Origin of the sequence: Commensalibacter sp. A3DC, assembly GCF_047307945.1 — a bacterium.
In the GTDB taxonomy this organism is placed as follows: domain Bacteria; phylum Pseudomonadota; class Alphaproteobacteria; order Acetobacterales; family Acetobacteraceae; genus Commensalibacter; species Commensalibacter melissae.
The window spans coordinates 1-13887 of sequence record NZ_JAXOQA010000050.1; the positions used below are offsets into that span (position 1 = coordinate 1).

The 13887-nt window shown below is 39.8% G+C and carries 14 protein-coding genes and 1 pseudogene; 4 read left to right on the forward strand and 11 right to left on the reverse strand.

The window, feature by feature from the left end; translation table 11 throughout:
* Window positions 1–1036, forward strand: a 1036-nt coding sequence (locus tag U0839_RS06655; RefSeq protein WP_413550324.1) for a hypothetical protein, incomplete at its 5' end; no start/stop codon positions are given.
* A 91-nt stretch (window positions 1037–1127) separates the two neighbouring features.
* Here the strand turns inward: U0839_RS06655 and U0839_RS06660 are convergent.
* The 6 genes from U0839_RS06660 to U0839_RS06685 all read right to left on the reverse strand — a co-directional run bounded on the left by U0839_RS06660 (window position 1128) and on the right by U0839_RS06685 (window position 5498).
* A complete protein-coding gene (locus tag U0839_RS06660; protein WP_413550325.1) occupies window positions 1128–3161 on the reverse strand; it encodes an NAD(+) synthase in 2034 nt (677 codons plus the stop codon).
* Between the two features lie 34 nt (window positions 3162–3195).
* Window positions 3196–3717, reverse strand: a complete 522-nt coding sequence (locus U0839_RS06665) for a disulfide bond formation protein B (RefSeq protein WP_347400992.1) — start codon at window positions 3715–3717, stop codon at window positions 3196–3198.
* Between the two features lie 88 nt (window positions 3718–3805).
* A complete protein-coding gene (locus U0839_RS06670) occupies window positions 3806–4333 on the reverse strand; it encodes a DUF2155 domain-containing protein (protein ID WP_413550326.1) in 528 nt (175 codons plus the stop codon).
* A complete protein-coding gene (locus tag U0839_RS06675) occupies window positions 4330–4551 on the reverse strand; it encodes a hypothetical protein (protein WP_198197512.1) in 222 nt (73 codons plus the stop codon). Before U0839_RS06675 ends, U0839_RS06670 begins: the two co-directional genes overlap by 4 nt.
* A 29-nt stretch (window positions 4552–4580) precedes the next feature.
* Entirely contained in the window at window positions 4581–5105 is a 525-nt protein-coding gene (gene mlaD, locus U0839_RS06680; protein WP_230873089.1) for an outer membrane lipid asymmetry maintenance protein MlaD, read from the reverse strand.
* A 24-nt stretch (window positions 5106–5129) separates the two neighbouring features.
* Window positions 5130–5498 (reverse strand): NADH-ubiquinone oxidoreductase subunit NDUFA12 family protein, encoded by a 369-nt coding sequence (locus tag U0839_RS06685; protein WP_198197514.1) that lies wholly within the window; start codon window positions 5496–5498, stop codon window positions 5130–5132.
* A 305-nt stretch (window positions 5499–5803) separates the two neighbouring features.
* Here U0839_RS06685 and U0839_RS06690 point away from each other — a divergent pair, with 305 nt between their 5' ends.
* Window positions 5804–7363 (forward strand): vitamin B12-dependent ribonucleotide reductase, encoded by a 1560-nt coding sequence (locus U0839_RS06690; RefSeq protein ID WP_198197516.1) that lies wholly within the window; start codon window positions 5804–5806, stop codon window positions 7361–7363.
* Between the two features lie 14 nt (window positions 7364–7377).
* Window positions 7378–7839, forward strand: coding sequence for a RidA family protein (locus U0839_RS06695; protein ID WP_110438494.1), 462 nt, complete (start codon window positions 7378–7380; stop codon window positions 7837–7839).
* Between the two features lie 360 nt (window positions 7840–8199).
* Here U0839_RS06695 and U0839_RS06700 read toward each other — a convergent pair whose 3' ends face one another.
* The 3 genes from U0839_RS06700 to U0839_RS06710 form a co-directional block, all read right to left on the reverse strand.
* A complete protein-coding gene (locus U0839_RS06700) occupies window positions 8200–8406 on the reverse strand; it encodes a hypothetical protein (protein ID WP_198197518.1) in 207 nt (68 codons plus the stop codon).
* 129 nt (window positions 8407–8535) lie between these two features.
* Window positions 8536–9564, reverse strand: coding sequence for a recombinase RecA (gene recA, locus U0839_RS06705; protein ID WP_110438496.1), 1029 nt, complete (start codon window positions 9562–9564; stop codon window positions 8536–8538).
* Between the two features lie 176 nt (window positions 9565–9740).
* Window positions 9741–11264, reverse strand: coding sequence for a gamma-glutamyltransferase (locus tag U0839_RS06710; protein WP_370533608.1), 1524 nt, complete (start codon window positions 11262–11264; stop codon window positions 9741–9743).
* A gap of 179 nt (window positions 11265–11443) precedes the next feature.
* On the opposite strand from U0839_RS06710, the gene U0839_RS06715 reads away from it, so the two are divergent.
* Window positions 11444–12208 (forward strand): DsbA family protein, encoded by a 765-nt coding sequence (locus tag U0839_RS06715; protein WP_155565857.1) that lies wholly within the window; start codon window positions 11444–11446, stop codon window positions 12206–12208.
* Between the two features lie 44 nt (window positions 12209–12252).
* On the opposite strand, the gene hemA is transcribed toward U0839_RS06715, so the two are convergent.
* Both hemA and U0839_RS06725 read right to left on the reverse strand, forming a co-directional pair.
* Window positions 12253–13479: a 5-aminolevulinate synthase gene (gene hemA, locus U0839_RS06720; RefSeq protein WP_231504020.1), complete on the reverse strand. Its 1227-nt coding sequence runs from the start codon at window positions 13477–13479 to the stop codon at window positions 12253–12255.
* Between the two features lie 119 nt (window positions 13480–13598).
* Window positions 13599–13887, reverse strand: a pseudogene (locus tag U0839_RS06725) (hypothetical protein); the annotation flags it as partial.

Sequence of the window (13887 nt, forward strand, 5' to 3'; positions counted from 1 at the left end):
AATATGCTGGGGAAGTATTATTGCTGGTATTTTTACAGTTCTGGCAGTATTTTTTCTTCTTTTTATTTTGGGAAGCAGCCTGGGTGTTTCAATGCTGTCTCCTAAATCCGATGATATTATTAATGGTGCAGGAACAACAGTTTTAATCTGGACTGTGGTTTCAATTATCCTCAGCCTTGCATGTGGCGCTTTTGTGACTGGACGCTTGGCTGGCGTAAATGGCCTCATTCATGGGTTTCTTGTTTGGGCCACTTCGCTTATTTTATCCATTATTATTGGATGCATGATTTTAAGTTCCATCCTTACCATGATCGGGGGAACAATCGGAACAGTGACCTCATCTACAGGTTCCCTATTAAGCGGCATTGGTTCTGCATCCCAAAATGGTATTTCAGGAATTTTTGATCTTAGCAAAAACACTCTGAAAAATTTTGATTTCAAATCAAATGCGAATAATCAACAACTTAATCAAAATGTGATAGAGGCTTTGAAAAAAAGTGATATTCCAGCTTTACATCCAGACTATCTATCCTCACAATTTAAGGAAGTTAAAAAAGAAGCCAAAAATGCTATCAAGGAAATTAGCATCAACCCAAATAATTCCGACAAGATTCTTTCTGATTTAATAAGCCATCTCAAAACCCGTACCGAAAACATCTATCAGTCCATTGATCGTAATGATGTAGAAAAGGCAATTGCCAATAATACTAATTTAACCCCTAAAGAGGCAGAACGTTCGGTTGACAATATTATTGCCATGCATAACCAGGCAGTACAAGAAGCAAACAATAAATTGAATGATTTGCAAAACAATCTTCAGGAAGCAAAAGAACAATTAAACACATGGAAAGAACAGGCTAAAGAAAAAGCGGATATGACTGTCAAAGCCATCGCACGTCTTTCATTCTGGTCTTTTATCGCCTTGCTAGTTGGTGCACTGGTTAGTACCGCTTGTGGATTATTGGGGCAAAGAACCGTTTGCAGAAAACTAGAAAATCAAACTACTGATAATGAGCATCATAATTATAATCACTAAATAACAATATCGCTTATCCTTAAAAAATAACCAAAAAACTAGTATTTCCAAAAATACTAGTTTTTTTACTTTTTAAACCTTTTGAACAAAATCAATCGAAAGGAACATTTTCAAGTTCTCTTAACCATATATTCGCATTTCCATCTGAAGGGGCACGCCAATCTCCCCGTGGAGAAAGACTTCCTCCCGCAAGAATCTTGGGACCATTTGGCATGGCTGATCGTTTGAATTGGCTAAAAGCAAAAAACCGTTTAATGAATATTTCCAGCCAATGCCTAATTTCACATAAATTATAATCGGTTTTTTTTGTATCAGGATAACCTGCAGGCCAGCTCCCCTTACGTGAATTTGACCATATATGATAGGCCAAAAAAGCAATTTTTGAAGGTTTTAGACCATATCTTAGAAAATAATATAAATTAAAATCTTGCAATGCGTATGGTCCAATTATTGATTCAGTACTTTGAATGGATTTTGCATCTTTTGCAGGAATGAGTTCTGGCGAGATTTCAGTATTCAAGATTTCCTGCAAAACCCTGCCAGTTTCCTCTGAAAAAAATCTGGATTGAACAACCCATCGTATCAAATGTTGAATTAATGTTTTGGGTAACCCGGCATTGACATGATAATGGGACATTTGATCCCCTACGCCATAAGTACACCATCCCAGCGCCAGTTCTGATAGATCCCCGGTCCCAACAACAATACCATTATGCAGATTGGCCAGACGAAACAGATAATCTGTTCTTAATCCCGCCTGGACATTTTCAAAGGTGATATCGTATACAGGCTTATTTTCTGCATAAGGATGTCCTATATCTTTTAACATTTGTCTGGCTGTATCAGAAATATCCAAGCATTCCCAATGAATACCAAGGCTTTTCATCAATGATTCGGCATTATTTTTCGTCTCTTTGCCTGTTCCGAATGCCGGCATTGTATACCCATAAATAGACTGTCGATCCATTTCGAGATCGTCAGCAGCCTGTACAGCAACCAGCAAAGCCTGTGTCGAATCAAGTCCTCCAGAAACACCAATGATCATTCGCTGGGCTTTGCTGGCTTGAATACGTTGTTTCAATGCTGAAACCTGAATCATGTAAGCTTCATAACAGTCCTGTTCCAACCGATGGACTTCCGAAGGGACAAAGGGAAAACGTTCCAAGGGACGTTGAAGCCCTATGGTGTCATTTGAAGGTTGCAATTTGAATGCAATCAAACGATAAGGTGGGTGTTTTGCATAGTACTGATGAAATGTTCCGCGTTGCAACCGTTCCTGACGTATCAAATCAAGATCAATATCTGCATATAGAAAATTATCGCCTTTTGGAAAACGTTCTGTTTGCGCCAGAAGTTCACCATTTTCAAAAATTGACAATTGTCCGTCCCAGGCAAGATCCGTTGTAGATTCACCATTTCCTGCAGCAGTATATAGATAAGCGCAAATTCCACGTGAAGATTGCGTTTGACACAACAAAGAACGCTGATCCGCTTTACCTACAGTTATGTTACTTGCCGAAAGATTGGCAATCACGGTGGCACCAGCCATACAGGCATAACTACTTGGAGGAATTGGTACCCACAAATCTTCGCAAATCTCCGTCCCTATAAGCAAATCGGGATAATCCTCTGCTTTAAAAAGCAGATCAACACCAAAAGGAACGTTCTGTTTGTTAAAAACTATGGACTCATTGACAATCAATTGCCCATCAGCAAATTGTCTGGCCTCATAAAATTCCCGGTAACCAGGTAAATAGGATTTGGGAACAACTCCCAGAATCTTACCTTTATGAATAACAACCGCACAATTATACAAAGCACCCTTAAAAACAACAGGAGCTCCAAATATGAGAACAGGCATAAGGGATTGGCTTGCATCACATATCAGTTCAATAGTTTCCTTAACAGTACTTGACAGGCTGTCCTGTAACCTGAGATCCTCAATTGAATATCCCGTCAGAGACAATTCAGGAAAAACACAAAGTGCAACGCATTCCTGATGGGCCTTTAAAGCCAGTTGAATTATTTTCTCGCTGTTCGAATAAGGATCTGCCAAACAGACTGTAAAATTGCATAATCCCACCCGGGCAAGGTTATGTTCATACAACGAGTAAAAATTTTTCAAGAAGAATCTCACATACTAAATTTAATTTAATGATCTAGAAATATATTCTACGATTATGTCTTTCTTCAACCAACCGCCAAATCAATATAGCAAATAAGAAGAGAGAATATAATCCATTTAGCATTGTCAATGAAACTGGCAGCCAAGAAAAAGGATAAGAAGCGACATCACAGGGTTTGCCTGGACGATCCGGCATAGCACCAAGCCGATCGGCAAGATTGTCCGTTGCGACAAGATTGGCGTTACACTCAGGTAACGGACTGACCCACCATCCCTGTTCCACCCCAATATGTAAACAGGAAATGCCAATACTCATCAACAAAACCATAAATCCAACCCATAAAATCAAGGTCAAATATCGTGTTGGAATAAAAATACCCAAAATACCCAAAATAATCAGAAAACGATATGGCCATCTTTCCAATAAACACAAACCACAGGGAACCATATGCAAAACATGCTGTAAAAACCACGCTGCACCAATAGCAAATGCGCCTGCCAATATAAAGAAAATTGCGGTAATCGTTTTCATATAATATTTATTATAATTGGTCACGACTGATACCTAGACTGGTTTACACATGAATGATGAACGGTTAAATATGAAATAGACTTTATAAAAAAGCGAGTTTACCATATTTTTTTTAATGTTGCGATTGCAAAGACTTCTCTAACGAATTTTCAATTGATTCTGAAGATTGCTCAACAGGGTGCTGTATATTTTTTTCCTCTTTTTTTTCAACCTTTTTGGGATCATTCATTGAATTACCCGCACAGCCAACAACACTTATATTATATAGAGGATGCTCAAAAACAGCTATTCCAGGTTCAGTTAAAAACATCCATGAGGCAAAATGAATAGATGTTAATTTTGTGTCTGTTACTTGAAGAAAGGCGGCACTATCAAAAGGTGTTGAGGGAGGACGTATTACACAATTAAGAGCCTTGATTGTCAGGGTCTGGTATCGCACTGATTGTCCAACCGGTATATTTAAAATTTCAGTATGGGCTTCAAGTTTATTCAAAATTCGAACAACAGCTTCGGATTGTCTTATCCACTGTTCAGCAACATTGGGATTTTGTTTTGCTGATTTACTGGTTTCAGCCAAACTGCTTGAAATATTACCTATTCCCAGTATGACAACAGCTAAACAGCAAAAATATTTTTTCATTTTACCGGACTCCGTAATTGATCAACCATATCTTTTAGAAAATCCCGCATGAATTCCTCATCCACTCCAATCAGCAATGCGTCCTCAAATACATCCTGCATAAATTGTTTTAACTCGGTTTTGTTTTCTTCCAGAATTTTTAATTTTTCTTTGCAGGTTACAGATTTTCCATCAGATTGAGGCCAGTTTAATGAAGATGTTTGAACTTCTGTTTTCATCTTAACCAACCCTTAAATTCTTAAACTAGTCAATGTAATTCATTATTATGGAATTGATCAGCAGAATTGTCCGCCTTTTTCTTTTCATTTTTACTCATATTATCTGTAACAGAGAAAATAAATTTGCTTAAAAGCTGCTGCAAACTGATAGCCCCTTGGGTATGGGTCAGAAACTGACCAGGTTTAAGAACCGTTTCATCACCACCTGGAGAAAGATCAATATATTTTCCACCTAGCAGACTATCACTTGTAATAATTGCCGCCGTATCAACTGGTAATTTTACATCTGGCCGAACCGTAAAAGTTACAACCGCATTAAATCTCTTTGGGTCAACCTTTTCCTGAATAACCTGACCTACGCTCACCCCTGCCAATTTTACGTCTGAACCGACTTCCAGTCCGTCAATCTGGCTAAACGATGCGCATAACGGATACCCCCCAACATTTTTCTGCCCATGTCCAATAATGGCCATGATAACAGCAACAACAAAAACAACCAACACTATCAAACCTGTGACAAGTTCAATTATTTGCTGTGTTTTTTGAGAGGGCATCAATACCATGAACTATCTTTTCAACTAAGCCTCAGGAACCCAGCTTTCATAATCACCCGTAGCCTTGGCTCGTTGACCACCGACATAATCGCTCCCTTGTGGATGATAAGCCTTGGCTGTTCCGGTTAAATTGGAATGATAGGGAATTTGCCAGGGATGACGCTTTGATACCGGAACTGGTGCATCCGCCTCATAATGTAGCCAGACCCACCACTCTGGGGGAACCGCGGAGGGATCATCACCTTTTTTATAAATAACCCACCGCTCACGACGACGTTCACCTCCGCCAAGACGGTTTAGTTTGCGAGATTCATAATAGGAACGTCCATCAGAATCTTTCCCGACCAAACGTCCTTTTAAAAGTGTGTGTAAACGCGTTCCAAGTGTTGTCATAATATAATTCAAACAAAATAATTATGTAGTATCTTTATCAAATAACTTCTAACAACCATATACCTTTTTTCCATAAAAATCACAAAAAAAATTAAATTGGATTCTAATTAAAGCGAATAATCAAAAGATTACATCCTAAGATAAATAAAAAATTGAAAACAAACTAAACCGGAATTTTATCCACAATATCCACTGAATACAGATACCTGTATAACTTTTTACCTATTTATTCAGCTTATCGACATTCCAAAAAAAATGTAAACTTGATTATTATGAACACAAGACATATTTGGAATGGCGTCAGGATGCGTAATCTGCAAGCCGCGATTGATCCCGACGCATCTCTTTATTCAGTAACCATGCCCGCTCGATGGGAGGATCAAACTGCAACAGCGATCCTACAGTTATGCTCATCCTATCAACTGGAATCCTCCTCTGTTAAAACAGATCAGATCACTGCCAACTGGTTATTGCCTCTTTGTGATCATGCGGCAAATGCAGGGATCAAAAATTGGACAGTTTATGACTGGGAAACAATTCTGCTAAACCAACAGGCCTGTCCCAATCAACGTATTTGGCAAAATGACAACAGTCAAAAACCCGCCTTTACCATAAATTTGGCTGCCTTTGCGTCAACTGAAACAGGGTTTGACGCGCATTCTTATCGGAAAGTTCTGCAAATTGTTATCGATAGTATCCGTATTCTCTATAAGCAACAGTTCAATTTCATTAACAGTGAGCTCCCCTTTCCAGATTTGCAGATTTCCCCAAAGCAAAAGCCTGTAGATTCTGAAAATGCAGAATCATATCACAATATTGCCGGGACAGTTTATCTTACCAATTTAGATGCCTGTCTTGCACAACTCGGTCTGGAATATGACAGTATCCAAGGACGGGATGTGGCTTGTTGCCTTACCTGTTTTGCAACCTTACTCTCAACTGCGGGTTGTGGATCTGATTATCTTCCCTTGTCACCAGACTGGAATGCATTACCAGAATTAACTACCCTTGCCAAAGAAATATGGAGTCTTGCCTCTGAGGAAAAAACTTTGCCTCTGCCCAGGATAGAAACCAGTTTCTCAATTCCCGGACCTGAAGATCTATTTCTAGGATCAGAAGCATGTGGACTTGCCCCCATATTTTCCCCTGTTACCGAAGACGGACATCTGGCAATAAGTACTATTGCGCGAATGGCAAAACAAAAACTAACTCCTGAAAGTGCACTGGCTGCAACCCTATCGGGAAATTTGATACTTCAACCCCCTTCTCATCAGGCGCATTGCGCAATGCATCAGGCATTGATCGGTTTTACAACTTCAATGCCCCCCCGTCCCCATCCAATGGAATATCCCCTCGCTTCAAAAACCATATTACCCCGGGGAATTCGAGAACCTCTTCCACCACGTCACAAAGGAATTACACAAAAAGCGAGCATTGCTGGACGTGGATTGTTTTTGCGTACAGGTGAATACGAAGATGGCAAGCTTGGTGAGATATCGATTACGCCTTTAAAAGAAAATGCCATGGTTAAAGGTTTGTTAGACAGCCTTGGCCAGGCTGTCAGTATTGGTCTGCAATATGGGGTTCCTTTAAAGGAATTCGTTTCCGCATTTGCCTATAGCCGCTTCGGCATTGCCGGAACCGTTGAAGGGGATCCGGGAGCGATTTACGCGACCTCGTTTCTGGATTATAGCTTCCGGCTATTATCAGATGTTTATTTAAACCAGCCTTTACCTGACGCACCTAATAATTTACAGTCTGATGAGGAAAAACTCCCCATGCTGCCTTTGGATCTACCAGAGGAAGAAATGAATCAATCTCACTCTTCCCCACGGAAACATTCAAAATTCAAACTTGTAAGCTGAGAAAGGATCAAGACATGTCATCTATTGAGGAACGCATTGCCAAACTTGGAATTCAACTTCCTACCCCGACAGCCCCTGTTGCAAATTATCTTCCTGCAATCAAAACCAATAATTCCCTGATTATTTCTGGTCAACTTCCTTTTATAGACGGGAAACTTTTTGCAACCGGGAAATTGGGCGCGACCATTGACCTTAAAACTGGGCAACAAGCAGCCCGCTATTGCATGATCAATATTTTGGCACAGGCCAAGGCCGCTATTGGACAGTTAAATGAAATCAGCAAATTAATCCGCCTGGGGGGGTTCATTGCCAGTATACCGGAATTTACCCAGCAGGCTGTTGTCATGAATGGAGCATCAGATCTAGCTGTAGAAATTTTTGGAGACAAAGGACGACATGCACGTTCTGCCTTTGGTGTAGCATGTTTACCAATGGATGCCTGTGTTGAGGTTGAAGCTTGGTTTGAATTGAAATAAATCTATTCTGCCAGTTGATCTACACGAGTATAATAGTTAATGATACTCTGTATATATATCTGGTATGCATTTAAAATGCAATCAGCATACCGATTTATGATTATTATCTAATAACAATGTCAAAATAACTTTTTATATCTCGACATACAACTGTTTTAGATCTACAACTTGCTGAGAGACTACCTTTTTAATATCGAAACAATTAATTATTCATTTTATCAGGTGCATCTAAATTTGTAAAAAATCTATATACCCTGCCATTTGCAAGAATTGACTATACGAGCTTCCGTTACTGAAAAATACCGTGAATTTGTGAGGCCTGTATTTATATTAAGATCATCGCCAATGTTTTACATACAATTAAAATTTGATTTTTTTATCTTTTAAGATCGCAAAATCCATCTTTTCGTCCATTTTAACACCGTATCTGCAATTATATTCCTGCATAACCCCAAGATGACTGAATACGTCATGCTCCAGAATCATCTGGGCAAAGGGAAGGATAAAAAAGTTTTTAGCGAGTTCTTCTGTCTGCGTTAATAAACCCCGCCACTTAATTTTATTCACATTCCATTTTTAATTTTCTCCATTTAGATCATTTGAATGCAACATTTAATAATCATAAACTATTAAATTTATCAATTTCTATACAACAAATTGATAAATGAAGAAAATTAACAACTATAACTAGCTATCTCACAAATCATCAGTGCCGATAGCCATATCATCCATCGAGCCTTCACCAATAATACCAGAATGCTCACGAATACGTTGCTCAATAACCTGACTTATCTCCGGATGCTCTCGCAAGAACTGCTTTACATTTTCCCGTCCCTGACCAATACGCTGACTGTCATAAGAAAACCATGAACCCGCTTTTTCAATAATCCCTGCTTTTACACCCAGATCTATCAATTCTCCCATCTTACTAATTCCTTCTCCATACATAATGTCGAATTCAACCTGCTTGAAAGGAGGAGCCATTTTATTTTTAACCACCTTAATCCGCGTCTGGTTTCCTGTGATTTCGTCCTTTTCCTTCACCTGACCGATACGACGAATATCCATACGTACAGAAGAATAGAACTTCAATGCATTTCCGCCTGTAGTTGTTTCTGGCGATCCAAACATAACACCAATCTTTTGACGAATTTGATTGAGGAAAATCAGACAGGTATTGGAACGAGAAACAGATCCGGTCAATTTTCTTAAGGCCTGGCTCATCAAACGGGCATGTAATCCAACATGATTGTCCCCCATATCCCCTTCCAACTCTGCACGGGGAACCAATGCCGCCACACTGTCCACTACCAAGACATCAATAGCGCCAGAACGAACCAAAGTATCCGCAATTTCCAATGCCTGTTCCCCGGCATCAGGTTGAGAGATGAGCAAATTATCAATATCAACGCCGAGCTTACGCGCATAAATGGGATCAAGAGCGTGTTCGGCATCCAAAAATGCACATGTACCACCCTTTTTTTGAGCCTCGGCTATAATATGCAATGCCATTGTTGTTTTCCCGGAACTTTCTGGACCATAGATTTCAACTATACGTCCACGAGGGACACCACCAATTCCTAAAGCAATATCCAGACCAATCGAGCCTGTTGAAATTGCTTCCACTTGAACGACAGACTGCTCTCCCATCTTCATGATTGAACCTTTACCAAAGGCACGTTCAATCTGAGACAAAGCTCCTTCTAATGCTTTATTCTTGTCCATTATTTTTAGAATTTCCTTATAAATAAATAACGTGGGGACCGTAAATTCTCAGATTAACCCCAGTTAAACATTTATTGCTGCTTTTGAAGATTTTAAAAGATAAAAATACAATATTTACATTTACAATATTGGTATTTTTATCAAAATATCAATGATCCATAACAGCAATAATTATCTTAACGGCTAATTGCCAATCCCATACCATTTGGATCTGTATAAGCATGACATTGCCTGTCATTTCCTGGCAACCCATCAGAACAATAAACGGCATTTACCCGTCCTTTTGAGCCGCTCGAATTCGATAATGAAACACCCTTTTCCCGTTTATTTCCTTGTTTGTTCAAAAAAGAATTCATGGTCACGGCAGCCTCTTGCGCCGCATCATTCTGTCCAGAGGCAGAAACTCCTGCAATAAAACGCTGTTTATACGTTGAAATCGATCCTGTTAACAAAGGTGGCGGCAGCTGGCGAGGAGACGCAGCCATGACGATACCGGTTGTTCCAGAAATACGTCCTGTACCAAATAAATTATTCATGGTTAAGGCACAAGAAACGGCTCCCCCATCACGATCAACAACTACAAAAGATGTAGATGCAGGCAATGCTGGCAAACTGCCGCTGCCCGCCTTCCCATTATCAAGCCAGTCTTGAGCTTTTTTTGTCATTCCTTCAATGGATGACTTCAAATAAGTAGAACTGTTTTCTGCACGCCATTTTGCAACTGTACCCTGGGCAACATCATCCCTATTTTGTCCATTATGCATCGCCATTGCCATACCCAGACCTCCATCTGCAGGAGGAGATAAAAAATATGTAATATTTTGTCCTTGTGTCAAAGACAAAGCTGAGGTTTGAACAGGCAGGGCATTTCTAAAGTCCTCGTTATACAACCCCCCTCCCGCAATCTGGGATCCCAAGGCATAACTTCTTGCAAGAGAACCAATATAAAGATCTGCAATACCTGCACTAATCAATCGGTCATAAATAATCTTTAAACGAGGCTGATATAGAATATCCCCAGCCTTAAGAGGAAGTCCATTTGCGTTTGTAAATGCTCTCTGCATGGCAGAATCTTCAAATAAGGGCTGCTGAACAGCTGCCAGATCACTCGCCAACGTGTCAGAAACGGGAGCACCATTTCCTGCCAAATTACCAACCAACCGTAAAATATCATTAATATCTGACTTGCCGTAACTTGCTTGTAATAAATATAATCCTCTTGCCATCATTGGAATCGCAGCTGGACGATCACTATTACTGGAAGGTTTTCTTCCTGCCTGAGGAAGGAAAATAATTGACTGTGCCGGCTGTCCGGGATGATACGCCAGACATGCTCCACCTCCTCCCAGCGAGGCACGGGAAGGCAAAGTTACTGTCAATGCCATACCTAGGGCCGTAGCTGCATCAGCCGCATTTCCCCCACGAATCAGGATATCCCGCGCCAACATGGCGGCTTGTGGTTCATCTGCAGCAACGCTCCCCACATATCCTGTTACACGATGATTCAAATTTGCAGATTTTGATAGTTTTTTCTCGTGATGATCCCCACCACATGCCGTTATTGAAAATGCCAAGGCCAAACCACAAACAGCCTTCTTAAACAAAACTATCTTTTGCCTTGATCCGTCCCTGAATTTTTGAGTAAATTTTGTTGTCTTTGCCTCAACACGACCTTTTGAAATTTGATAACGTTTTGACACGTGGCAGCGCTCCACTTAAAAAATCAATAATACCATAATAGGGTTCGAAAGTTATATTTAACTCAAATTATCAAGCCATACTCTATCGAGATTCATTTTATATCACAACAATTACAATTCTGTATAATATTATCCATCCATATGATAAAATCCCAATTTTACCAATCGGAAAACGCTTTATGAAAAAATTATCCTTTCGTCCTTTGATGACAGGTTCATTACTCTCCTGTCTTATCTCTTTCCCTGTCATTGGTCATAGTGAAGATCCAGCAGCAACTTTCTCATCCCAACAACGTAAAGAAATCATTTCCATTGTCAGACAGGCTCTAAAAGATGATCCAACCCTATTAGAAACTGGAATTCAAACCCTGATGAAAAAGAAAGAGCAACAACGCGCTTCACTTTCTACCCAGACAATAAAAGAGAAAAAAGGATTACTGTTACGTCAGCTACCCACTGACGGACTGATGGGCGATCCAAACGCAGCTACAACCATTACTGAATTTTACGATCCAAATTGTGGATACTGTAAAAAAATGCTGCCTATTTTAATCGATCTGGTCAAAAAACATAAGGATGTCAAGATAATCTTAAAAGTCATTCCCATCCTTTCTGAAAACAGCAAATTGCAGTCTCAGGCCATAATTGCGGCAACTAGACAAAACAATTATGTTGCAATGATGCGCTCCTTGATGACCAGTCAGGAAGATATCAACCTTAATACTATCAAATCTATTGCACAGAAACTTAAACTGAACGCCGATCAATTGGTAATCGATATGAAAGCGGATTCCGTCACCAACGCTTTAAACGGCAACCTTCAATTAACTCATGATCTTGGTATTGAAGGTACTCCAGCCTTGATCATTAATGGTGAACATATCATTCAAGGTGCAATAAGCTATGACAATCTTGAACAAGTTATTGATAAACTTAATAAATAATATCATAGCTAAACTAAAGGCGACCCGCAAATCGCCTTTAAAATTCATTTTTTAGGTAACAAAGCTTTCAAGGCATCTACCATATCATCCATCATTTTATCCGTATGATAAGGATTGGGGGTCAATCGCAATCGTTCCGTTCCTTTGGGCACGGTTGGATAATTTATTGGTGGTGCATAAATTTTGTATTCATCCAGTAAACGTTGACTTATTTTTTTGCATAACTCAGCCTCTCCAATAATTACGGGTACAATCTGGCTTTTTGTCTCGATAAAAGGAATATTGGCCTGTCTCAATTTTTCCTGAAACGTATGAATACGTTCAAACAATTTTTCACGACGCCAATTCTGCTGACGAACCAAACGAACACTTTTTAATGCCGCTGCCACAACGGATGGGGGTAGGGAAGTCGTAAAAATAAATCCAGCAGCAGCCAATCGTAAATACTCAATAATTTCACGTTTCGCCGTTACATATCCCCCATGTACACCAAAGCCCTTTGCAAGGGTTCCTTCAATAATATCAACCTGATTCGCTACACCATCCCTTTGAGAAACACCTCCCCCCTCTTTTCCATACAAACCGACAGCATGTACCTCATCTAAATAAGTTAAGGCATTATATTTGTGTGCCAATGCACAGATAGCCCCAATATCCGCAATATCGCCATCCATAGAATAGACACTTTCGAAAGCAATCAGTTTGGCAACATTTTTTGGAGCATTTGCAAGTTTATGTTCAAGATCCTGCAAATCATTATGTTTGAAAACCACACAATCAGCATTTTTAGCTCCTTTTATACCAGCAATCATAGAATTATGATTTTGCTGATCGGAAAAAGTCATCCAGTTCCCGGACATACTCGTTAGGATAGTTTGCAAACTCGCCTGGTTTGATACATAACCTGATACAAATAACAAGCCAGCCTCTTTACCATGCAAGTCTGCAAGTTCAGCCTCGAGCGCTTCATGTAAGGGATGGGTTCCGGCAATATTTCTTGTCCCACCTGCACCTGCACCATATTTTTGAATAGCCATAATGGCGGCATTCATGACTTCAGGTTCAATTCCCATACCCAGATAATCATTGGCTGACCAGGCTATAATCGGGGTTTCCTCTTTTGCATTAATCTTTCTATCATAAACAGGATAATGCATTGACTGACGACTTAATGGGGTAAAACGCCGATACCGTCCCTGTTTCTCTATATCTCCAAGCGCCTCTTTGCAATAGGCATAAAAAGGATGTGAAGATATTATGGGTTCTGACACAATTTATTCTCCTATTTTAAATCCCTCGGGATTTAAATGATTCAACATGACAAAACATTGTCTGAATAACCAATCCATTACGTCCTCATATAGAACATATAAAAATTTATCCAATAACCTTATTGTATAGTGACTTGGACAACATTTTTCTTGACCCCACCATCTGCCTTGGCATTCATTTGAATTTGCTCCGCCTTTGCACCCGCTCGGATTATTTCATTTGCAATTGCCCTGCCTTCATGCGCTGCAATATTAGTCATTTGTTCCTGCTGCATTACAGGATCAGATGAAATTGGGGTGACAGAAGTAATAACAAACAAGGCATCCGCTTTTCTTGACAACGCATCCTTTACCAAATTTGTCAAAGGTTTTTCCCATTGATCCTGGGGCGTTCCCTCTACAATCTCG

Excerpts from the sequence above, each read along its gene's own strand:
- U0839_RS06670 (WP_413550326.1), bottom strand. The coding sequence starts at position 4,333 with ATGAAAAAATATTTTTGCTGTTTAGCTGTTGTCATACTGGGAATAGGT.
- U0839_RS06675 (WP_198197512.1), bottom strand. The coding sequence starts at position 4,551 with ATGAAAACAGAAGTTCAAACATCTTCATTAAACTGGCCTCAATCTGAT.
- mlaD (WP_230873089.1), bottom strand. The coding sequence starts at position 5,105 with ATGCCCTCTCAAAAAACACAGCAAATAATTGAACTTGTCACAGGTTTG.
- U0839_RS06685 (WP_198197514.1), bottom strand. The coding sequence starts at position 5,498 with ATGACAACACTTGGAACGCGTTTACACACACTTTTAAAAGGACGTTTG.
- U0839_RS06690 (WP_198197516.1), top strand. The coding sequence starts at position 5,804 with ATGCGTAATCTGCAAGCCGCGATTGATCCCGACGCATCTCTTTATTCA.
- U0839_RS06695 (WP_110438494.1), top strand. The coding sequence starts at position 7,378 with ATGTCATCTATTGAGGAACGCATTGCCAAACTTGGAATTCAACTTCCT.
- recA (WP_110438496.1), bottom strand. The coding sequence starts at position 9,564 with ATGGACAAGAATAAAGCATTAGAAGGAGCTTTGTCTCAGATTGAACGT.
- U0839_RS06715 (WP_155565857.1), top strand. The coding sequence starts at position 11,444 with ATGAAAAAATTATCCTTTCGTCCTTTGATGACAGGTTCATTACTCTCC.